At 59.2% G+C, this 21,219-nt stretch carries 15 protein-coding genes and 1 tRNA gene; 9 read left to right on the forward strand and 7 right to left on the reverse strand.

Annotated features, from left to right (window positions below):
• Positions 1 to 48: 48 nt before the first annotated feature.
• On the reverse strand, positions 49 to 471 hold the full coding sequence (locus tag IEX75_RS24500; protein WP_425490570.1) for an Arm DNA-binding domain-containing protein: 423 nt from the start codon (positions 469 to 471) through the stop codon (positions 49 to 51).
• A gap of 70 nt (positions 472 to 541) precedes the next feature.
• Positions 542 to 617 (reverse strand) — tRNA-Thr (locus tag IEX75_RS20220).
• A gap of 147 nt (positions 618 to 764) precedes the next feature.
• On the opposite strand from IEX75_RS20220, the gene pilV reads away from it, so the two are divergent.
• From pilV to IEX75_RS20245, 5 genes are read left to right on the forward strand one after another with little or no spacing between them, the layout of a single operon-like run.
• Complete coding sequence (pilV, locus tag IEX75_RS20225) at positions 765 to 1,277, forward strand: type IV pilus modification protein PilV (protein WP_188797103.1); 513 nt, start codon at positions 765 to 767, stop codon at positions 1,275 to 1,277.
• A complete protein-coding gene (locus tag IEX75_RS20230) occupies positions 1,274 to 2,623 on the forward strand; it encodes a PilW family protein (protein WP_188797106.1) in 1,350 nt (449 codons plus the stop codon). Before pilV ends, IEX75_RS20230 begins: the two co-directional genes overlap by 4 nt.
• Positions 2,624 to 2,636: 13 nt before the next feature.
• Positions 2,637 to 3,335, forward strand: coding sequence for a pilus assembly PilX family protein (locus tag IEX75_RS20235; RefSeq protein ID WP_268236498.1), 699 nt, complete (start codon positions 2,637 to 2,639; stop codon positions 3,333 to 3,335).
• A 34-nt stretch (positions 3,336 to 3,369) separates the two neighbouring features.
• On the forward strand, positions 3,370 to 5,520 hold the full coding sequence (locus IEX75_RS20240) for a pilus assembly protein (protein WP_188797109.1): 2,151 nt from the start codon (positions 3,370 to 3,372) through the stop codon (positions 5,518 to 5,520).
• A gap of 9 nt (positions 5,521 to 5,529) precedes the next feature.
• Positions 5,530 to 5,949, forward strand: coding sequence for a type IV pilin protein (locus IEX75_RS20245; protein WP_188797111.1), 420 nt, complete (start codon positions 5,530 to 5,532; stop codon positions 5,947 to 5,949).
• Positions 5,950 to 6,221: 272 nt separating this feature from the next.
• Here IEX75_RS20245 and recD read toward each other — a convergent pair whose 3' ends face one another.
• Genes recD through recC form a run of 3 tightly spaced genes read right to left on the reverse strand, consistent with a single transcriptional unit; the run spans position 6,222 to position 15,290 of the window.
• Entirely contained in the window at positions 6,222 to 8,171 is a 1,950-nt protein-coding gene (gene recD / locus IEX75_RS20250) for an exodeoxyribonuclease V subunit alpha (protein WP_188797113.1), read from the reverse strand.
• Positions 8,161 to 11,814: an exodeoxyribonuclease V subunit beta gene (gene recB, locus IEX75_RS20255; protein WP_188797115.1), complete on the reverse strand. Its 3,654-nt coding sequence runs from the start codon at positions 11,812 to 11,814 to the stop codon at positions 8,161 to 8,163. Before recB ends, recD begins: the two co-directional genes overlap by 11 nt.
• Positions 11,811 to 15,290, reverse strand: coding sequence for an exodeoxyribonuclease V subunit gamma (gene recC, locus IEX75_RS20260; RefSeq protein WP_229720990.1), 3,480 nt, complete (start codon positions 15,288 to 15,290; stop codon positions 11,811 to 11,813). The genes recB and recC overlap by 4 nt, the downstream gene beginning before the upstream one ends.
• Before the next feature lie 388 nt (positions 15,291 to 15,678).
• Here recC and IEX75_RS20265 point away from each other — a divergent pair, with 388 nt between their 5' ends.
• Positions 15,679 to 17,307: an MASE1 domain-containing protein gene (locus IEX75_RS20265; protein ID WP_188797117.1), complete on the forward strand. Its 1,629-nt coding sequence runs from the start codon at positions 15,679 to 15,681 to the stop codon at positions 17,305 to 17,307.
• A 20-nt stretch (positions 17,308 to 17,327) separates the two neighbouring features.
• On the opposite strand, the gene IEX75_RS20270 is transcribed toward IEX75_RS20265, so the two are convergent.
• A complete protein-coding gene (locus IEX75_RS20270) occupies positions 17,328 to 17,783 on the reverse strand; it encodes a hypothetical protein (RefSeq protein WP_188797120.1) in 456 nt (151 codons plus the stop codon).
• A gap of 200 nt (positions 17,784 to 17,983) precedes the next feature.
• On the opposite strand from IEX75_RS20270, the gene IEX75_RS20275 reads away from it, so the two are divergent.
• A complete protein-coding gene (locus IEX75_RS20275) occupies positions 17,984 to 19,231 on the forward strand; it encodes an alkaline phosphatase family protein (RefSeq protein WP_188797122.1) in 1,248 nt (415 codons plus the stop codon).
• Positions 19,228 to 19,476, forward strand: a complete 249-nt coding sequence (locus IEX75_RS20280; protein ID WP_188797124.1) for a hypothetical protein — start codon at positions 19,228 to 19,230, stop codon at positions 19,474 to 19,476. The genes IEX75_RS20275 and IEX75_RS20280 overlap by 4 nt, the downstream gene beginning before the upstream one ends.
• A gap of 269 nt (positions 19,477 to 19,745) precedes the next feature.
• On the opposite strand, the gene IEX75_RS20285 is transcribed toward IEX75_RS20280, so the two are convergent.
• Positions 19,746 to 20,099, reverse strand: coding sequence for a molybdopterin-dependent oxidoreductase (locus tag IEX75_RS20285; RefSeq protein WP_188797126.1), 354 nt, complete (start codon positions 20,097 to 20,099; stop codon positions 19,746 to 19,748).
• A gap of 523 nt (positions 20,100 to 20,622) precedes the next feature.
• Here IEX75_RS20285 and IEX75_RS20290 point away from each other — a divergent pair.
• Positions 20,623 to 20,973, forward strand: a complete 351-nt coding sequence (locus IEX75_RS20290; protein WP_188797128.1) for a hypothetical protein — start codon at positions 20,623 to 20,625, stop codon at positions 20,971 to 20,973.
• The last annotated feature ends 246 nt before the right edge of the window (positions 20,974 to 21,219 follow it).

Raw genomic sequence — 21,219 nt, forward strand, 5'->3', positions numbered from 1 at the left:
CTCCACAAGGCGGCCACGCGTTGGATCGACAGGTTCATCTGTTGGCCATCATTGGAAATCGTGAGCGGCTAGGAAGTTTGGTGGAGCAGAGCCTTCTCGAGACTGGCGCCGTACTTCAACTGGATCGAGTCCCATTGCTACTTGTGCGCGATCGCGGTCTCTCGCTGTGCAAGCTTCGGAAAGTAAAATTTCGGGATACACGCGCAATGAGCATTGACGCTTTTTGCCAAGGAGATGGAACTTCTGCCGCCGGTACTTCGCTCCGTGCGGAGTCGTGAGTGGAAACAACCCGCTGCGGTCAAAAAGTTTGAAAGGTTCGGCGCGCGCTACGGCGTCATCGACTAGCACTTCCGTCAGCCCACGCTGACTGGGGGTAGTCGAACACTCATTGTCTTGCTTGGCACCAACTACCCCCGGAACTACCCCCAGAAAAGGCGGGATTGGGTTGGACGGCGTTGGACGATATGGCACAAAAAAACCCGCCAGATGGCGGGTTTTAAAGGGTTTGTCGAACGCTACTGGATTGCGTTGGACAGGTATGTGGTGCCGGAAATAGGAATCGAACCTACGACCTACGCATTACGAATGCGCCGCTCTACCAACTGAGCTATTCCGGCGGAGCCGCTTAGTTTAAGGGGGTGTCTCGCGACCTGCAAGCTCTGGCGGGTTGGCAGGATTCGGACCGCAGATTGGGGCAATGGCCGACTGACGCGGACTGGGGTACGCGGCCAGAGTGGCGGCCGGTTCAACAGGGAGGGGTACTGATGCCGCTGCCATCGTATTCGCGAGGCGTCACGCTGATCGAAGTGCTGGTTGCCATGCTGGTGTTCAGTCTGGGATTGATTGGGGCAGCTGGCTTGATGGCGATGGCCGCACGAGCCAACCAGGCGGCGTACCTGCGCACGCAGGTGAGTTTTCTCGCACAGAACATGGCCGAGCGCATGCAGGCAAACCTTGTCGGCGTCTGGAACGGCGATTACGACGGCAACTACCCGGATGCAAACACGCAGAGCTGCACTGCCGGTTGCGCGCCCAGACAACTGGCGCTGTACGACCGGCAGCGCTGGAGTAGCCAGCTTGAGACCTTTCTGCCGCCAGGCACGACGGCCAGCATTCGGTGCGATCAAGGCGGCGTACGTCTTGCGCCGTCCCGGGAGCAGATCGCCATGCGGCCACCTTACGGGGGCAGTTGCTTGATGGATATCCGCTGGGCCGAGCGAGGATCCATCGACGCCGATGCGCCACCGCAAACCTTCGCCTGGGAGTTCCAGCCGTGAAACGGCACTGTCTGGGACTTTCCCTGATCGAATTGATGATCGCGATGGCACTGGGTCTGCTGGTGAGCGTGGGCATCGCGGCGGTGTTTATGTCCACCTCGAACAGCCGCCAGGTGCAGGAGCAGCTTGCGCGCTTGCAGGAGGAAGGGCGTTTCGCCATCACGCAGATCAGGAATGATCTCTCCATGGCTGGCGCGCAGTACTGCAGCGTCACAGGCGGTGCGGCGCACCCGAGCGCTGCGGGGCCGTATCTGGATGAGCTGCGCGCACCCACCGTCTATGCCAATGGCTCCCATGTGCTGATGAGTGCATTGGGTGACGTGACGACGCAGTGGGGTGTTGCGTATCCATCGGCGCCGAGTGAACCGTATTCGCTACCTTCGTTTCTGACGATGCGTGGCTACGACTGCACGGTGAGCGATTGCAAGCCAATGGACCCGAGCAATAAGCGTAATCCGGCTGGTTTCAGCATTCCGGCGATGGGTAAAAGTGCTAACAGCCGCGTGATAGGTGCGTCGGTGCTTACGGTGCGCTATCTCAATTCTGCGGGCGGCTGGGCGATCATGCCGGAGGAAAGCGCGATAGGCAGTACGTTACTCAGTCACGCGGATGGGTCGGTAACGATCCGATTGCATCCGCTGCCTGGCGAATTAAAAGCGATTGATGTGAAGGATGATGCGCCGCTGGTGATGCTGGCTGATTGTTCCAGCGCGCAGATCTTCGCGGTCACAGGGATGGGTAGCAGTGGACTCACATCTACTGGCGGCAACTTTGTACAGCCGCAGGTATTCCAGAACATGGCTGCGCCGAAGTTGTTCAGCGTCAGCCGTGACCTGCGAACCGTTACTTATTACCTGAAAGTCGTGAATAACGGCGATGGCATGGGGAACACGACCGGTGCATTGGTGCGACGGGTCAATGGTGGTCTTTCCTCGCTAGAGGGCGTAGGCGAGGAAATTGCGCGCGGCGTAGAGCGGCTGGATTTCAAATATGGCGTGCAGCGGCCGGATGGCACGGTGCGCTATTACACGGCCGAACAGGTGGATAACAGCACACGTACTGATTGCCCGCCCGTACCGCTGCCGATTCGCGGCAGCAACGATCGTGGCTGTCTGTGGCGCTTGGTCAGTTTGATTGAAATCGACTTGCTGATGTCGGGACAAAACCCTTTGCACTCACTGATACCGGATGAATTGGCCTACAGCTATGCGGCGGATGGGATATTCACGCCCGCATCGCCGACGGCTGATGATCGAAAGGTCACGCCTTTGCAGCAGGGATTTCCATTACCGGTGTTGCGGCGAGAGTTCACGGCGGTGGTTGCCGTGCGCAATGCCAATCCATAGGAGGGCTGCAAGGATGCGAAGACTTGATTTACAAGCAACACCACCGACTCCCGGCTTTCACCGGGACGACGAATTTGGGGCACCATCAATACCCACCAGAGCGTGGCGATGTGGTCGCCGTGCACGGAACGGCTTCGCTTTGTTCATGGCCCTGGTGTTTCTCGTCCTGCTGAGCATGCTCGCCATCGTGGCCTCACAGCACGCTCTGTTGCAGGAGCGCATGGCCGGCAGTTTGCGTAATACGCTGCAGGCACGCATGAGTGCGGAAACGGCATTACGCGGTGCGGAATACAAACTATGGTCGCTTGCCGGCCAAGTGGGTACGCGTTTGCACTGCGAGGAAGCCGCTGTCACGCAGGACGATGGCTGCGTGGTTTATCACCCCGATGGCGCGCCTTATGCCGTAAACGGCGCAGTAACCAAGTTTCAGACCGCTGCAGGTTGGATCGACAACGTCGGCGTCGCCTATACGGGGCCAATAGGTGGTGGTTACACACCTGCGCTGGCAAAGAATCCCGTCTACATCATCGAAGATCTGGGCAGCGAGCGCCCGCCAGGCGTAGGTGGCCTGCATGAATCGGGCAACACCGGCCCAAACAATGATGGGCAGGTCAACATGCATATTTATCGCATCACGGCACGTGCCACGGGTGGCAATGCCAATGTGGTGAGTGTGGTGCAGAGTACGTTCAATGTGCCGGTTCGTCCTTGAATTCCGGAACCGGTGGCTGGCATGCGCTTGCGTCATGTTGATGCCCTTCGCGCAGGCATTTGCGGCCAGCCTTCCCGGCACGGTGGAACTGAGCCCTGTACCGCTTGATCGCTCACGAGCCCTCCCCTCATTGGCCACGCTTGCGTTGAACGACAGCGTCTTGACGGATGGAACGCTGGCTTTCCTTGGTGGTTATGATCCGGTCGATTGGTCCGGCGCGCTAAAAGCCGCGACGTTGGATGCGGATGGTGCCACAACAGGCATGGTGTGGGACGCCGGTTCGATGCTCACCCATCCGCTGATCACGCCGCCTGCTGGCCGCACGATACTTACCGCAAGCAGGCATGAATCCGGTGAGATTGCCGGCATGGCTTTCGAGCCAGCGGCTCCCTTCGATGAGGACGAGAAACGCGGCCTGACGACGCAGGCGCCAGAAAATCCGGTCGATACACTGGAAGCACGCGTTGACTATCTGCGCGGCGTTCGTTCGCTGGAACTCGATGGCAGCTTGCGTCAGCGCAGCAGCGTGCTGGGTGCAATCGTCCATTCGCAAGCGGTGTACGTGGCTTATCCCACTGGGAGCTACGCCAATGCATGGCCAAAGACTGCTGGCGTCGCGCCAGAAGCGGCCATCGGCGCGCAGAGCTACGCGCAGTTCGTCGCGGAGCATGCAGGTCGTCTGCCCATGCTTTACGTGGCTGCCAACGACGGCATGCTGCATGCGTTTTATGCGCCGGCTCCAGTTTGCAAGACGCAGGACACGCAAGGCGTTTGCAAGGCGTATGAAAGCGGCCGCGATGCAGGCAAGGAGCAATGGGCCTATGTGCCGCGCGCGGCATACGGCAATCTTGGCAACCTTACACACGCGCGGGGTTTTCAATTCCAACCGACCGTGGATGCCACACCCGTGACACGTGATGTGTTTTTTAGCGAGAACGGCAGACACGAGTGGCACACCTTGCTGGCGGGTGGCTTGCGCCTAGGAGGCCGTGGTGTGTACGCATTGGATATTACGGATCCGGACACAGCCAGCGAGACGGCTCCCGAGCGCACGGTGCTATGGGAATTCGATGCCGACATGCCAAACGGCGCATCGGAAACCGGCGCTACCTACCATCCAGCGGATCTCGGTTATACCTACGGGCAGCCGGCCATCGCGCGGCTGGCAAACGGCCGCTGGGCCGTGCTGGTACCGAGCGGCTACTTCGCCGATTGCAGCAAGCCGGAAAAACCATCGCGTTGCGAAGAAGCCAGTACGCCATCTGGCTATAGCGCGCTGTTCGTGCTGGACGCGCAAACCGGAGCGGTGATCACGGAACTCAAGACACCATCCATGGATGGCGTCAGCAGTTATGGATTGACCACGCCCGTGCTTGGTGATTACGACAACGACCAAGTCGACGATGTTGCCTTTGCTGGTGATCTTGCCGGCAATCTGTGGCGTTTCGATCTAACCGCATTGAATCCGGAAGCTTGGAAAGTGACCTTGGCGTACCGGCCGGTGCAACAAGGTGAGCAGCCCATTACAGTGATGCCGCGCCTTTTCCCGGACCCAATGACGAACCGTTTCATGGTCGTGTTCGGCACCGGCAAGTACCTTGGCAACGATGACAAAATGGATACCGCCGTACAGTCGATATACGGCATACGCGATCAGCGTGATAGCCAAGGCCAGCCAGTGACCGTGCAGCACGGCAGCCTCCAGCCGCAGATATTGAGTGAGCAGACGGTCACCGATCCCGCTTCTGGTAGTAGTGCGAGCTTGCGCAGCCTCACGTCGAATCCCGTTTCGATGCAGGCGGGTGGTTGGCGTATCGACTTGGATTTGGTTGCCGGCGAACGGGTGGTGACCACGCCTACCGCGCTGTTCAACACCAATACCGTGCTGATCAGCACCTTGATTCCTCATGGTGATACACCTGAAGGTGCGATCATGGCGATTGATGCGGCAACAGGTGGCTCGCGATCGATCGTCAGCTTTGGTGGCGGTTCGTATGCAGGCGCCTTGGTGGCAAACCCGCCGACAACCGGCAGCTTGCCGACGGCGACACGCGTGGGCGGTGGCAAGCTGGTCCTGCCTGGCATCACGTTGAAAGGAAGCGGAGGCGACCTCAACCTGCCGCTTTCACTGGATAGCCCCTTGTGGCGCCGCCGCTCATGGTCTTTGTTGACACCGGATTCCTAAGGAGTAGCGATGGATCGCATGCGTGGATTTAGTTTGATCGAATTGCTCGTGACAATGGCCATTGCCGCGATATTGGCAGCGCTGGCGGCGCAAACCTATTCGCGCTATGCGTTGCGTTCGCATCGTACGGATGCGCACCACACGCTGATGGCCATTGCTCAGGCTCAGGAGCGCTGGTATGCCACGTATAACCGCTATGCGGATGCTCTTGGCAAGCTTGGTTATGCTGATCCAGCACTGTCACCGAATGGCTATTACGAAGTGGTGATGAGTGTGACGGGTGACGATGATCAGGGTTTTGTTGTGACGGCGGTGCCTGTCGGCCGGCAGGCAGGGGATGCGTGTGGAAGTTTGTCTATCGACAATGCGGGGCGCAAGTTGCCGAACAGAGTGGATAGTGCTGTGAATGCCAACGGGAAGTGCTGGTAGGCTGGTGGCTTTGTAGGTTGGGGTGCAAACCCCAACATCGCCATATCCATCGGATCAGCATGTTGGGGTTCACACCCTGATATATCCCCACGTTTTTCGAGCTGTTCAAGGATGGGCTTTTTCGCGGCCAATACTTAGCATTTTTACCTCAACGTCATTCCGGCCTTCGTCGGAATGACGTTGAGGTAATTTAATAGACCCTGGCTAGCTTGCTGATTTTTTCAGATCATCAAGCGGAAAACGTGGGGATACATTAGGGTTCACACCCCAACCTACGAGGCCGCCAGCCTCTCCGCTAATCCTGAATATCGCCGCGTCCGCTGCGCCAGCGCGTGCTCGATTGCCGCTTGCGTACCCACCAACGTCAACCACCGCCGTGCACGCGTAATCCCGGTATACAGCAGCTCTCGCGTCAGCACGGCAGGTGCGTCGTCTGGTAATACCAGTGCGGTATGTTCAAACTCCGAACCCTGTGACTTGTGCACCGTCATGGCATAGACAGTTTCCACATCGCCAAGCCGTGACGGTAGGACACAACGCACCTGCGCGCCATCATTTTGCGATGCGGGCGATGACGTGGCACGCGACATCGGAAATGCCACATACAAGCGCAGCTCGCCATCGATCCCATGCATGCGCAACGTTATGCCGACGTCACCATTCATCAGACCGAGGCTGTAGTCGTTGCGCGTCATCATCACCGGCCGACCTTCGTACCAGCCACGGTCGGCTTCGATCAGGCCCTTAGCCTGTAGCGCGGCAGCAATATCCCGGTTCAGGTGCTCGACGCCGGACGGCCCCTGTCGCACGGCGCACAGCACCTGAAAGCGGTTGAAGGCTTCCAGTACGTCGTGTGCCCATTGCCGATACGTTGCATCGTCGGCATCGAGGGCAGGGCGGTGTCGCCGCAATTGCTCCAGATAGAAGCTGAAACTTTGCGGCTCATTTTCCGCAAACCGATCCGCTACCCATGGTGCGATAGGCGTTGCCGTAACGCTTGATGCCATCCACGTCATATCGGGCGATGGCGACTCAAGCAGCGCGTTCACCGCCGCCGCATCGCCTGCGTTGACGGCAGCGGCCAGCTGTCCGATACCGCTTACCGCATCGAAGCGATGACTACTGCGCAGCATGGCAATGCGTTGGTCGAGCGATTGCGCATCGTCGCGAACGAACGCCGTAATGTCATCGCTGCTTGCCGCGAGCAGCCATTGTGCGGTCGCTACGGTGTAGCAACCTTGCTCCGCACGTTGGCCGAGTTCACCCAGCACCGCACCGGCTTCCACCGAAGCAAGCTGGTCTTTGTCGCCAATCAGGATCAGTCGTGCGTGCGGCGGCAAGGCATCCAGCACAGCCGCCATCATCTCCAGGTCGATCATCGAGGCTTCGTCGACCACCAGCACGTCCACATGCAGGGGATGGCGGCTGTCGTGGGCATAGCGGCGGCTATCCGGGCGTGCACCCAGTAGACGATGCAGGGTTTCTACCTCCAGCGGAATCGCTTGCCGCACCGGTTCTGTCACATCGAGCAGGGCGATCTGCCGGGCGATCGAAGCGTTCAAGCGTGCAGCGGCCTTGCCGGTGGGCGCAGCCAAACGGATGCGCAATGGCGCGTCGTGCTGGCGCAACTGCAGGGTCTGGAGCAGGCCGAGCAGGCGTACCACCGTAGTGGTTTTACCGGTGCCAGGTCCGCCGGTGATAACGCTGAAGGCACCTCGTGCGGCAAGTGCGCATGCGACGCGTGGCCAAGTAATGGCCGCGCCTGCGTCGGCAGGGAACAGGCGCTGCAATTCGTCGTGCAGTGTTTCGGCCGGCAGCCTGTTGTCATCAAGCCGCGCGGAAATGCCGGCGGCGACGCGGCACTCGTAATTCCAGTAGCGGCGCAGATACAGCCGATGTCCATCCAGCACCAGCGGTGCGTCAGCCGGCAGGCCATCGGAGCCAGCCATCACCGGCGATGTCGGTGATGGCGTACTGGAAAGCAACGCCAGCCATGCATCCGGCCACTCCTGCTCCAACGCCAAGGTATCCAGCGCCTGCAAATCCAGGCATGGGTGGCCATCGCCCAATTGCCGGCTCGCCAACGCGGCCATCAACAGAAGCGGTGCTTCGGCGTGTGGATCGCATTCGGCAATGAACCGGGCAAAGGCCAGGTCCAACGGACGCAGTACACGCCGCGCTGCCGCTTCGGCAAGCATCGCCAGCAAGGCATCACGCGACATGCGTAACCGCCTCCTGTGCGAACAGCCGGTCCATCGCATCGATCAACGCAAACGGCAAGCGTTCCGTATGCACGCCATGCCCGGCCTGATCCACGCCGCGCAAATACAGATACAGCACGCCGCCGACATGGTGTTCGTAGTGGTATCCCGGCAGCCGCGCGCGCAACAGTCGATGCAAGGCCAGCGTGTAAATAGCGTACTGCAGGTCGTAGCGGGATTGCAGCGTCGCGTCGCGCATCGCGGCCGCGGTATATGCCGCAGCCGTGTCGCCCAACCAGTTGGATTTGTAGTCAATCACGTAATAGCGGCCTTGCTGCTCCACGATCAGGTCGATAAAACCCTTGAGCATGCCGTTGACACGATGGGGCGGCAGCGAGGGGCGCGGCAGACCGCCAAGCGTATGGCGGGTGACAAGCTGATCCAGTTGCTGTGTATCGACGCGATGGGCCTCGAACCAGAATTCCATCTCCGCCTGATAGCGCTTGCGATCGGCCAGTTGCGCGAGTGCCAGCGTATCGCCATCAGGCAGTGCCAACGATGTCTGCAGCAACGCGGGAAGCCATTGGCTGAGCGGTGAGATCCACTGCTGCCATCCACGCCGCTGGCATCGGCGCGCAACCTGTTGCTCCAGCTCGGCGGTATGGCTGGCAACGGCAGCAAACCCTGCTTCCGCGATCCATTCCAGCAGATCGTGTAGAAAGGTGCCGGCGTCCGCGCCGCGCGGAAAGGCGTGCATGCCGTAGTCGATGGTCGCCGTGGTCCATTCGACGGATTCACGCACGGCTTCCGTCAGCACATCCTGGGTGGCGGTGTCGGGTGCGGTTTGACGCATCGTTTCGCCCTCACCATGAGTAAGCGCGCTGTAGCTTGATATCCACCAAGACTCGGGCGGCGGCAGCGTATAAACACGTGCCTGGCGTTCGTTGTGCGGCCGATACGGTGGACGATAAACGTGCATGCCTGGCGATTCCCCCGCCAGGTGAATGTCGATGTCACGCGAGCCATCGCGCAACGCCTCAAGGCGTGTCAGCAGATCGGCGGGTTCAATCGGTTGCGCTCCACCGGAAAGCACGTAACCGAATGCAGACCGATGCAACAAGGGCTTGTTGCGATCGGCCACGCAGGCCACGCCCAGCCAACATGCATGCTCAGCACGCGTCAGCGCCACATAGAGCAGGCGCAGATCTTCCTGCAGGCGCTCGCGGTCCATGCGTTGCTGGACCTGTGCATCGGGCTCCAGGTCGATCCACGTTTTACCCGCATCGTCATGCCAGGGTTGTACGCTACCGCGTGGCGCATCCTGGAAGCGGCTGACGAACGGCAGCATCACCACGGGATACTGCAAGCCTTTCGACTTGTGGATGGTGACGACCTTCACCAGATCCGCTTCGCTTTCCAGGCGCACGACCTGTTCTTCGCTAGTTTCCGCATTGCCTTCACAGGCGCGCGTGATCTGCGAGGCCAGGTGGCGAATCAATGCGTATTCACCGTCGAGATTGGCTGCCGCGTGCTGCAGAAGTTCTGCCAGGTGTTGCAGGTTGGTCAGCACACGCTCGCCGTTACTCTTGGCCAGCAGGCGTGCGGGTAGGTCGAACACGTGCAGCAAGTTGTGCAGCATGGCCAGCGCGCCATGCCGCTGCCAAAGGCGTTGCAGTTCACGGAAGCGCTCGCCACATCCTTCCCAATACGCCTCATCGTGGTTGAGGCGGTCCAGTTCTTCCAAGCTGCGCTGCATGGTGGCGCTGGCGAGCGCTGCGCGCATGGCACGGTCGGAGGCAGGCATGGCGCATGCGTGTAGCCATAGCAGTATGTCCGCAGCTTCCTCGGTGGCATATACCGAATCGTTTTCGGAGAGATAAACGCTATGTACGCCGCGCTGACGTAGCGCCGTGCGGATGCAAGCGGCTTCACGCCTGCTGCGTACCAGCACGGCGATATCGCGAGGGCGCAACGCGGTCCTCCCGCCATGTTCGTCTACGAAAGCGCAGCGCCCGGCTTGCGCCGCATCGAGCAGATCCACGATATACGTCGCCGCATAAGCAGCGGCCGTTTCCATATAGACGCCTATGCCTAGTGGTTTGTCACCGGAGAAAACTTCCATATGGATGGCCGCAAGGGGCTGGCCATCGTAGAGCAGGTCTTGTTTGGCGCCGGCCGCACGTATCGATTGAAAGGGCAGGCCATGTGCGCCGTGACCAAATGCAAATGCACCATCCTGCCATTGATCAGCGTATTGAAAAACACGATTCACCGCCGTCACCAAGGACGACGTGGAGCGGTAATTGGTCGTCAACGTCCAGGTGGGCGATTGTGCTTGCTCACGTGCCGCGAGATAGGTATGGATGTCTGCGCCGCGAAACGCGTAGATCGCCTGCTTGGGATCACCGATCAGCAGCAGGCCGGTGTTTGATCGGTTCGCATAGATATGCTGGAAGATACGCCACTGCAGAGGGTCGGTGTCCTGGAATTCATCGATCAGCGCCACCGGATATTGTGCAGCGATGGTGTCCGCGAGTTGTTCGCCGTGCTGGCCATGCAAGGCTGCATCGAGCTGACGCAGCATGTCGTCGAAGCCGGGTTTGGCCTGACGCTCGCGAATCTGGTCGATGCGCGCGGTAACCCATGGGAGCGCGTGCGAAAGCAGCAAAGGTCCAAGCGGCGGCTCGGTTTTGCACACATCGAGCAAGGCTTGAACTGCTTCAAAAGCCTTATGCGCCGGCGGCGAATTGCCTTTGCTGACGGCGCTATCGAGCTTTGCCTGCGTATAGCGTTCAAGCGTTGTCTTGTCGATGTCGTCGCCACTGGCCCACTTGCGCAAGGCAGGCAGTTCGCGCTCCACCGTCTTGGGCAGGAAGATATTGTTCTTCAGCGCCTTGGTTTGTACGGCCGTGCGCAGCATCGATTCGATCGTGTCGGCATCGTTTTGCCATAAGACGCGGGCCTTCTGTTCCGCCTGGCGTCGTGGTGCCTGATGCTGGCGCAGTGCTTCAGGCAGGTCGGCAACGTCAGGCAGCGGACGGCCTTGAATGCGCACATGCTGCAGCGGGAGCTTTAGCAAGGGGCGCACAGCATGCTGCAGCGCTTGCGGACTACGCCATTGCCCAGCAATGCAGGCGGCTTCCATTTCATCGAGTGGTGCATAGAAGCGGCGCCAGTAATCGCGCACGGCTTCGGCGAGCCGTGCATTTTCATCAGCGACGTCATCAGCTGCTTCGCTGCCTTCGAAGGCATGTTGTGCGAGCATGCGCTGGCACCAGCCGTGAATGGTGTAGACCGCCGCTTCGTCCATCCATTGTGCGGCGAGGTCCAACTGGCGTGCCGCGGCGGCGCGTTCGTCGGCATTCGGGTATTCGGCAATCAGGCGCTGCAGGAAATCATCGGCCTGCTGCTGGCCACGAAATGCCGCCGCCGCCGTAGCGAGCCGTTCGCGAATGCGTTCGCGTAATTCGGCAGTCGCTGCCCGCGTGAAGGTGACCACCAGAATCTGCGCAGGCAGCTGGGAAGGTTGTCCACCGTGGCCCAACACCAGCCGCAGATACAGCGCGGCCAGCGTCCAGGTTTTGCCGGTACCCGCGCTGGCTTCGATCAGGCGGATAGCTTGCAAGGGCAGGTGCAGCGGATCGAGTGGCAGCATCTCGCTCATGCGTCACTCTCCATGTCGGCAGCGTCGAGCAACGGCCGGTATAGCGGTAACCAGTGTTCGAAACCTTCGGCATGCAGCATGGAAAAGCCACGCCACATTCGCGCCAGGCTTGGCTCGCGGTTGACTTCGCCGGACGGTGCGCCAGGCGCATCGCTTCCTTCGTAGCAAAGGCGCGCGGCATCGGTTGGGATTTTTTCATTCCGCTCTGCCAATAACCATGCATAGGCAGTGAGGCGCGCAATGGGCAAAGGCTTCTGCATGCCTTCTTTCCAGCCATCCAGCAAGGCGTTCAGCACTACCGCTGCCTCGTGACTGTCGAGCGGCTTCAGTACCACCGTGGCGTCGGGTGCCAGGAAGCGGCTGGCCATGCTGATGCCATTCGCATTGGCGAGCAATTGCAACACCCACGGTTGCAGCAGCTTGTCATAGCGAATGGCCTTGCCTTGGCAAAGCTGGCCGGCCATGGGTAGCAGGCGTACCAGGCTTCCGTCATCGCTGCTGAGCATGTCATCGAGCCAGCCTTCTACGATGAGATCGCCATATACGTGGCGCAATTCCTGCGCCGGTGTTCGTGCGTGCCAATGGGCCAGGGATGCCTGCCACCGGCGCAAGATCTGGCGCACGTCATCGCCGATATCTTCCACCGCAAGCGCACCGAATCCACCGACCGGGACGACACCCTCTTGCCGCAAGCGAAGCGCTGCGTTGAGCAGCGCAGGCTCGGCATCTGCATCGTCAGCGGTCAGTGCGCTCTGCAGCAATGCTTGCGTGGCGGCGTGATTCTCCAGTCCATCCAGCGCAAAGGGCTCATCATCATCCAGGCCGGTGTCGATGTCCTCGAAGCGTACCTTCAACCGTTCGCTGTAGAAGCTGGCAGCCGGTCTTGCGAGAAAGCGCTGCAAGCGGCGGATATCCAGCACCGGCTCCGTCTGCCAGGGCGGTAGCGGCGCGGCTTCGGCGGGTGCTCTTGCACGACGCGCATGTGCCCACTCCGACGCATAGGTGAAAAGCGGCGATGCCGGATCAAAGTAGCGTTCGCTGAAAGCCTGCAGGGGATGCTTGGTGGTGATCGCGTCCAGCAGGTGTTGGCGGGATTCGGCATCGTCATCTGGCAAGCGCCAGCCCGCGGCAAGGTAATCCCGCAGCTGCCCTACCAGTACTGATGGCGGGAGCTCGCTGTTGTCGCGCGCGCTATGCCCCACCCAGCTGATATGCAGCACATCGCGTGCAGATAGCAGGGCCTCCAAAAACAGATAGCGATCATCTTCGCGGCGCGAGCGGTCACCTGGCCGATGTTGGCCTGCTGCTGCCATCAGATCGAAATCGGGCGGAGAAATGCGGCGCGGATAATCGCCATCGTTCATGCCGAGCAGGCAGACGACGCGGAAGGGAATCGCGCGCATTGGCAGCAGCGTGCCGAAGTTGACGGCACCAGCCATGAAGCGCTGGGAAAGATGCTGCTGGTCGATCGCCTGCAGCCAATCCTCGCTCACGATGGAAAGCGGAATGGCTTGTGCAAAGCTTGCTTCATGGCAGGCATCGAGCCAGCTGTCCAGCGCATCTTCCAGGCGATCGATGCGCATGGCGTCGCTCTCGTCGCCGCGTGTGTCGAAGCAATCGTGCAACAGATGACGCAGGCGCTCGCTCCATTGCAACGGCGTAGCCGGCGAGGCGAACAGTTGCCAGTAGTGTTCAAGTGTTTCCAGCAATTGGCTCAACGGGCCGATCAGCTCGGCATCAAGGCCGCCGATTTCCGCGTACGGTGCGATGCCGTTGAGCGAAGGTCCATCGCCGGTGGCGTAGCCAAGCAGCATGCGGCGCAGGCCAAAGCGCCAGCTGTTTTGTTCGTCCGGCGGCAAACCGAAGGTTTGTTTCTGCTTGCCATCCAGGCCCCAGCGAATACCCGATTCGGCAATCCAGCGGCGCAAGGTGGGCAGATCATCTTCGGCAATGTTGAAGCGGCGACGTAACGAGGGTACGTCGAGCAGGTCCAGCACATCGCTGGCCGTGAAGCGCGACTCGGTCAGCGTAAGCAGCCGCTCAAGAGCTGTGATCAGCGGCGACGTATGGCGGCCCGACTGGTCAGCCACATGGTAGGGCAGGTAACGTGGATCGTCGACGGCGATGCGCCCGAAGATCGCCTGCACGTGTGCTGCATAAGTCTGAATGTCCGGCACCATCACCATCACGTCGCGCGGCGACAAGGGTTGTCCTTCGCGTGCAGCCTGCTCGAACAGGGCAAGTAATTGGTCATGCAGAATCTCCACTTCGCGCTGTGGACTGTGCGCGACGTGGAAATGCAGCGAGCGGGTGTCGGGCAGTGGCTTGCGTAACGCCGGATTGGCAGGTGCCGGTTCCAGTTCGAGCACCGCTTGTTGGATCTGGTGCAGCAAGGAGTCACGGCCGAGTCCCTGAAACAGATCGATGCTGCGCTTGATGGACGTGAAACGCTCGCGATAGCGCTCAGGTTGATCGAATGCGTCGAGTTGGCGAATGAAATCCCGCCCTTGCTTGCCCCATGCCGCAAGCAAGGGATTGGCATGCAGATGCAGATCCTCAAAACGTGGCTCTGGCGGCAAGCCCGGCTTGTTTGCGTGGCGGCGATGTTCGGTACGCAGCAACTCGCGATCTTCGATGATGTCGGCCCAGTAGTGCCGGCAGGGGTTGGTAACCAGCAGCAGCACCTGGCTGTAGCGCCCCAGTGCCGTCAATGCTTCCAGCACCTGCGGTGGCAGCGAGGTGATACCGAACACGACGATGCGCCGCGGCAGCGCGTCAGGGCGCCAATCGGGCGACTGCATCTGTTGCATGAAGCGCCGATGCACACCCGCGCGATGGCTATCGCGCTGCGCTGCTGGAACATCGTCCAGCAACAACCGCCACAGCCTGGGTTGCCAACGCTGCGCCAGTGGCAGCTCCTTGACGCGATTGCGCACGCCGTCGCGCAGCACGTCGTTGCGGTGTTCCCAGTCTTCCAACCAATCGGTGCGGAACACTTGGTACTGGTCGAACAAGTCGGCCACTTGCATGGCCAGGCGGTACAGCCGCCGCCAATCGCCGCTCTCGCCGGTCAAGGCACGCAAGGTGGCGAAGGCGGGCTCGGCAAGATATGGCGGCAGCAACCGTAGCAAGCGCCAAACCAGGCGGGATTTGTCGAATGGCGAGGTGGCCGGTACGGCGCCCTCGCCCAACGCGGCACGATACGCCGTCCACAGGAACCGGCCTGGTAACTGCATATCGACCGCGGCACTGATCCCCATGCCGCCTGCCGCCACCGGGCGAGCAAGCGCCAGTTTGAGCCACTGGGCGATGCCGTTGCTTTGCACCAGCATCAACTCGTTTTCCAGCGGCTGCAATGGCGCGCGCTGCAGCCAGGCCGCCAGCAGATCACGCAGATCCTCCTGGCGGTTGCCGTGGATCACCATCAGGCCAGGCTCGATGTGGGGCAAGTGAGGCTGTTGCTTGGATGCACTCACGATGGGTTGCGCTTCCTTACTGTGATGGTGCTTGTGAAAACGGCTTCACCTTGGCCGCGCAGCTTGCGTTCACCTTGCGTGGAGGTGGTGCGGGCGTCCGTGGATTTTAGCGGCAATCCGCCTTGTCTGCTCCGGCATGAGCAGGGGCGAAAGGGACTTGTCTGCGTGCTGCGCCTTGGTGAGGCAGCACTTCCGCTACCGCGTCGATCCCTGTGATATGCATCGCAAAAAATCCATGGCGAGCCGCGCATTGTCCGGCATGGCGAAAGTCCATCGAGCAGGGCAAACGCCGCTTCACCACAGTTTCACGCCTGGAATCGAATGATCGCTCCGCGTTTGGACGTCCAAGCCGACGCTTGGGGAGTCGGTCAAAAATAAGGGGTGATCGATGGGGAAGGGACTTTGGGAGAGACCTTGGGTTCGCCATGTGGCCGTGGCTTTGGGCTATGGTGTTGCGTTCACGGCGTTCCGAGCATTGTCGCCACCTCAATGGCAGATTACGGCTGGACTGAGGTTCGCCGTGCTTTTGCTTGTTCCTTATCGCTATTGGCTTGCGTTGATCATCGGTGAGTCTGGCTGGTACATCGGCATGGGTTATGTCTGCGCATCCACCTGGGGCGTGGCTTGGGGGATTGCTTGCGCCATTGCGCCTATCGTCTATGTAGCGCCAGTAGTTTATTGGCTACGCAAGCACTGGCCTCCAGTTCTGAGCAACGCAACTCACATCAATATGGGCAGGCTGCTCAGTTGTGCCTTGTTGGTAGCTGTGATTGTGATGCTGCGCGACTTTGGCGTGCTTTTGACCGCAAAAAACCTCCCGTCAGGTTACGATTTGAGCTATTCCAAGTGGGTCCCACGTTACTTTGTGGGTAGCTTCTTGGGTATTCTTACCGTTGCGCCGCTTGCCTTGCTTGGCTATCAGAAGCTCGTCGTCAAGAGTTGGTCAGAACTGCAAAGCAAAATCGAAAACAGCCGTCTGTTGTTCGAGAGCGCTTGCCTGGGATTTCCGGTTCTTGCCTTGTTGTTGTGGATTGGATATAGCGCAGCGCCCGACACGCCAATACGGCAAATGGCTCAGGTTGCCATGTTTCTCCCGGTAGTTTGGTTGGCTTTCCGTCATGGATGGCAGGGGGTAGCCGTTGGGGGAGCGGCGGCAAGCTGCACAGTGATGTTGTTGATGTCCAACGCAGTATGGGATTTGACAACCCTTCAGGCTGAATCCATCTTGTCGTTTGCCATTTCGACCATGTTGATCATGGGCGCGCGTATCGGGTCGCTCGATCAGCATGTTGAGAAGGACCGCACGGACGTTCTCATGGCGCTGGCTTTGGCACAGCGCAGCATTTACTTGGGTGAAATGCAGTTGCGTATGACGTCGACGGCGTTGGAGCAGATCAGGGAGGATGTCCAAGCTGGGTTTGCGATGATGATGGGACGCCTTCGTCATCTGCAGCCGGCGATTGACGATCGGGGGTATCAGCGCCATGCACTGGTTGCGCAGGACCAACTTCACCGCTTAGCTGACGGCCTATATCCCATCGCACTACGGGAACGAGGTCTTCCCAGTGCTTTGCAGGAAGGCGGCCTGCCGCTCATGCTCAAGGAGGTAGGATTGACCTATTCGTGCGATTTGCGCGGGTCAGTAAGCAGGCTTTCCAACACATTGCGCATGACCATCTACCGCATTATTTGGGAGGTCGTGGCTGACGCTTGCACGAAGAAGAATGTGAGCGATATCCGGATCCACTTACGAATTGCGGAAAGACAAGAACGAGTTGGCGTATTGATCGTTGCCCGTTTTCGAGCGTATCCCGCGCAACTTGCCTTTATCGACTGGGAAGAACTGCTTCCGCGCCTTGTGCGCGGGACCAGTGGCCTTGGCCTGCGAGCGGTAAGAGACAGGGCGGCGGTTTTCCAGGGGCGCACGCGTACCCGATCCATATCAGGCGGACATCAGATCAGCATTCTGCTGCTTGATCCCGCCTTACCCGGCGTTGCGATCAGCCCCGCCGGGTGATGAGTGGCTTGCGGACGTCGTCAGTTGAGTGACCCGCAAGCAGAAGGGTCTTGGCATTCGTCGGCAGTCGAAGCGTTCAGTATCGTCACCCCATTGCCTTGCTGTGTGGCGGTGAGCACGGTTGAACTGTCTCGATAGATCGTGGTTGGCGTTGCTGCTTTTGTCGAGGACGTATTGGCCGCACGTTGCTGCGGCGTCGACACATATTGGGAGTCTTCTCCAATCGGTAGCGTAATGAATTGTCCTCCTGCCGTCCCGACCGCACCAACGACATTCCCGTCAATGTCATTGACCTGGACATATTTGACACCGTTCATGACGAACACATAAACGTGCCAGTGCGGGCTCAAGCTGACATCCACGGCATTGGGCCATGCCTGCCCCAAACCCGTGGCAGCTGGCTCCGCAGCCACGGCCAGTCCGGACAAGCTCAGGCCCAGAAACATGCCGAGCGCGGCACGAGTAACTTTACGCATGATGTTTCCCCTTGCATGGTGAATGGTTAGGAGTGGAACGCAATCTAGCTCCCCGCCTGCGCTGGAAAAGTGATGAGCCAGAGGCAGCGAGAGCACCATTCAGCAGGCCACAAGGGGGCGTGATGAGCTTGTGAACGTGCGAGAATGTGCCTCGCCCGTCACTATGCTCGTAACCGATTACTCCGGGATTAGGGGGTTCTATGGGTACAGACGCCACGGCTCCATCGTCACTGATTTCTACCAGCATTCAACACGTATTCGTGCTGATGCTGGAAAACCGGTCGTTCGATCATCTGTTTGCGCATTCGGGCATACCTGGCATCGTCGCCGCTACATCCCAAAATACGAATGCTTACGGCGGCAATGTCTATGCATTTGGTGATGGCGCGCCAGTCCAGATGCCGACCGATCCTGGGCATGAGTTCACGGATGTGCTTGAACAGCTCTGCGGCGCTGGCATCCAGTACCAGAGAGGACAAGCCTATCCGCCCGTCGACAACTCCGGCTTTGTTTCCAACTACGCAACAGCAAAGGACGAAGGAACGCCGCCGCAACCGGCCGCCGCAGGGGAGGTCATGCGGGGTGCTTTCATCAGTACAGCGTCGCCGGCACTCTATAAGTTGGCTACCGAGTTCGTACTGTGCGATGGCTGGCATTCGTCACTGCCCGGGCCGACATGGCCGAATCGGTATTTCCTGCATGGGGCGTCATCGGCGGGTTTGGATCATTCGCCGACCTCCGCGGAAATGAGCGACTGGGAATGCGTCGATGGTTTTCCTTATCCGAAGGGATCGATCTTTGATGCGTTGGGCAAGGGTAACTATCACCTTTACCAGGACCAGCTGGGTTCGATGTTGGGGCGTGTGCCACAGATTGCATCCATCAAGGGCATCAGCTTCTTCGACATCGACGATCTGTCGCATTTCGAGAGCGACCTTGCGGCAGGCTATACCGCCCGCTATACCTTTATCGAACCCAGCTACGGCGATATCGTGCACGATACGTACGAGGGTGGCAGTTCGCAGCATCCGATGGATGGTTTAAGTGGCGGCGATCAACTGGTGGCTCGTGTCTACAACGCCATTCGCCAATCACCGCTGTGGGAAAAAAGCCTGCTTGTGATCCTCTATGACGAACATGGTGGCTTTTACGATTCCGTCAAACCTGGCAATGCGGTTCCTCCGAACGATGGTGCCGATCAGTCCTTGAACACCAACGGGTTCTTGTTTGACGTTTACGGTGTGCGGGTGCCTGCTATTGTCGTATCACCCTGGGTAGCGCAAGGTCGCGTCGACCACACCGTATACGACCACACTTCTGTGCTTGCCACGATCGAGCGACTGTTCAACCTGCCAGCGCTCACCGATCGCGACAGAAACGCCAAGGACTTGCTATCCCTGATCACAACCACCTGCCGCGCGGATTGCCCGCAAGGGATCGGATCATGAATCAGATGCCCACTCCAGATCTGCGCGACGATGAACCCCTGCGCGATGGCAGTCCCCTGATGGGTTATCTGCATGTGTTGAGGAAGGCGCACATGGCCTTGGTCGGGCGGGATGAGGCGCATCGGCGCTTCCATCTCATGTCCACGCGTGGGCATGCCAGGAAGTACATCGAGGAGTTGATGCCGCTGCTGTTGAAAGAGCGCGACAGGCACCGGTTGAAGCGGGTTGGTGCTCGCGTCAGCTAATGAGAAATGTGAAGGAAACAAGTCACTTCCCGTGCGGTTGGAAGCGACAATTCCTTACGAGGAAGTTGCTGCTTTATTGGGCGGGTACGACTTTAGTTTTTATGTGTCGATCAATAAATCAACTTGGAATCGTTCTTAACAATGTGCTGGATAACGGTTCCAGGTTCCGAGGTATTCCCACGTTTTTCGCCGCTCGAAACATGTAGGGGTGCCTAAGAATCTGGATCAGTTTGTTGTGGGACCTCTCTTTGAACGCCCCAGGCTTGATTTCAGTGACCCGCGTTGCCAAGGATGACATCGATAGTCGTCACATTATGAATCCACCGCGCAGGCCGCTTATCGCCCGGTAAGACAAGACGAAAGGGGCCATCCTTGGTCAACGGCTGACCGTCTCGCGTATCCGCCAAAATGACCTGCTCGTTGCCCAGCATCGGATCGAGTTCGCCAAGGCTGAAAACAACTTGATAGTTGTCGGACGCCGTCACGCGCACCATCGTTGCCATGTTGTGGCCACGCAACTGTTCGCCGCTGGGCACGCCGGCATGTTGCAGAACGTCTTTGAGAGATACGCCTTGCCAGTGGGCGGCCGATTCGTGATGAATGGCTGTCGTGTCGATGCTCATGCGCGGCATGCCGGCGAGTGCTTGGCGATCCAATGTCATCGCCGGCTTGCCGTCAATCAGCACGCGAAGGGTTGGTGGAGCCGAAGGTGTCGTTTGTGCGCGGACAAGGGAAGCAGGCAGAGCGAGTCCACCGAGAAGCAACGTTGCACCTAGGGTTTGCCAACGTGCGCGACTCCATCGTTGGATGGATATACGTCTACTACCGAAAAGCATTTGCGTTGCTCCCAGTGTCTGCCCAGACGTTATGCGATGAAGTGGAAGTATAGAGGGGTGTTTCAACCCTGCGCCTCAATCCAAAAGGCGAAATCGAAGGAAAGTATTTCGAAACGTTGCGCTCCCTCATTCATAAGGCAGAACGGCTTCGGCTTGAAGACCGCCTCGCTAAGGTAGAGGAGTCAGGTGGTCGAGGAAAGCGTCTTTGAATGTCTTCTCTTTCGTCTAACGACATTGGACGATTTCGAAGTCGGCACCCTATTGACAAGAGTAAGGAAACTGATTGGATGATTTCATTTGGAGCTTTTCCATGCCGAAATCATCCAACCACCGCGCTCAACGTTACTTTCCCGACGAGAATAGGACCCGCGCAATTCTCGAAGCATTTGACCTGACACTGTTGGAACCAGACGAGCAACACCGCCTGTGGGGCTACCGTTGGATACTAGACATTCGGAGTGTCAAACATCCCTGCGAAGCCGAGAACAGTATTTGGGCTCATTTCACGGTCTACACGCTCTGGTGGTACGACAACGCTTTGCAGTACGACCATCTGACGTCCCGCTATCGAGATGGCATAGAGGCTGAGCGTCAAACTATTCGACAGTGGGTGGAGCGAGGCGCTCGAGTCAGTGAATTGCCTTATAAAGCAGAGGTGTGAGGTGACCTGGCTTGGCGGAGGTTGGACCCTTGGGATGAGAGATGGCTTGCCAAGGTCAAGAAGAAGCGGAGCCATCCTTTGTTTTTGAGCCGACTTTCGCTGGAAGAACATCTTCGAGAGGCAATTCAGACCATGGACGCTGAGCGGGAAAGGGATGCACTATGTAAACAGCTCCCTGAAAGTAGCAAGTCGGCACTGCCAGGAGCGCGTTTGTGAACGATGTTTTCTTTGCCTAAAGCATCTACC

Source organism: Dyella nitratireducens (genome assembly GCF_014642835.1).
GTDB classification, from domain to species: domain Bacteria; phylum Pseudomonadota; class Gammaproteobacteria; order Xanthomonadales; family Rhodanobacteraceae; genus Dyella_B; species Dyella_B nitratireducens.

Excerpts from the sequence above, each read along its gene's own strand:
- recD (WP_188797113.1), bottom strand. The coding sequence starts at position 8,171 with ATGTCGCGTGATGCCTTGCTGGCGATGCTTGCCGAAGCGGCAGCGCGG.
- IEX75_RS20270 (WP_188797120.1), bottom strand. The coding sequence starts at position 17,783 with ATGCGTAAAGTTACTCGTGCCGCGCTCGGCATGTTTCTGGGCCTGAGC.
- pilV (WP_188797103.1), top strand. The coding sequence starts at position 765 with ATGCCGCTGCCATCGTATTCGCGAGGCGTCACGCTGATCGAAGTGCTG.
- IEX75_RS20240 (WP_188797109.1), top strand. The coding sequence starts at position 3,370 with ATGTTGATGCCCTTCGCGCAGGCATTTGCGGCCAGCCTTCCCGGCACG.
- IEX75_RS20285 (WP_188797126.1), bottom strand. The coding sequence starts at position 20,099 with ATGAGCATCGACACGACAGCCATTCATCACGAATCGGCCGCCCACTGG.
- IEX75_RS20245 (WP_188797111.1), top strand. The coding sequence starts at position 5,530 with ATGGATCGCATGCGTGGATTTAGTTTGATCGAATTGCTCGTGACAATG.
- IEX75_RS20265 (WP_188797117.1), top strand. The coding sequence starts at position 15,679 with ATGGGGAAGGGACTTTGGGAGAGACCTTGGGTTCGCCATGTGGCCGTG.
- IEX75_RS20280 (WP_188797124.1), top strand. The coding sequence starts at position 19,228 with ATGAATCAGATGCCCACTCCAGATCTGCGCGACGATGAACCCCTGCGC.
- recB (WP_188797115.1), bottom strand. The coding sequence starts at position 11,814 with ATGAGCGAGATGCTGCCACTCGATCCGCTGCACCTGCCCTTGCAAGCT.
- IEX75_RS20275 (WP_188797122.1), top strand. The coding sequence starts at position 17,984 with ATGGGTACAGACGCCACGGCTCCATCGTCACTGATTTCTACCAGCATT.
- IEX75_RS20235 (WP_268236498.1), top strand. The coding sequence starts at position 2,637 with ATGCGAAGACTTGATTTACAAGCAACACCACCGACTCCCGGCTTTCAC.
- IEX75_RS20290 (WP_188797128.1), top strand. The coding sequence starts at position 20,623 with ATGCCGAAATCATCCAACCACCGCGCTCAACGTTACTTTCCCGACGAG.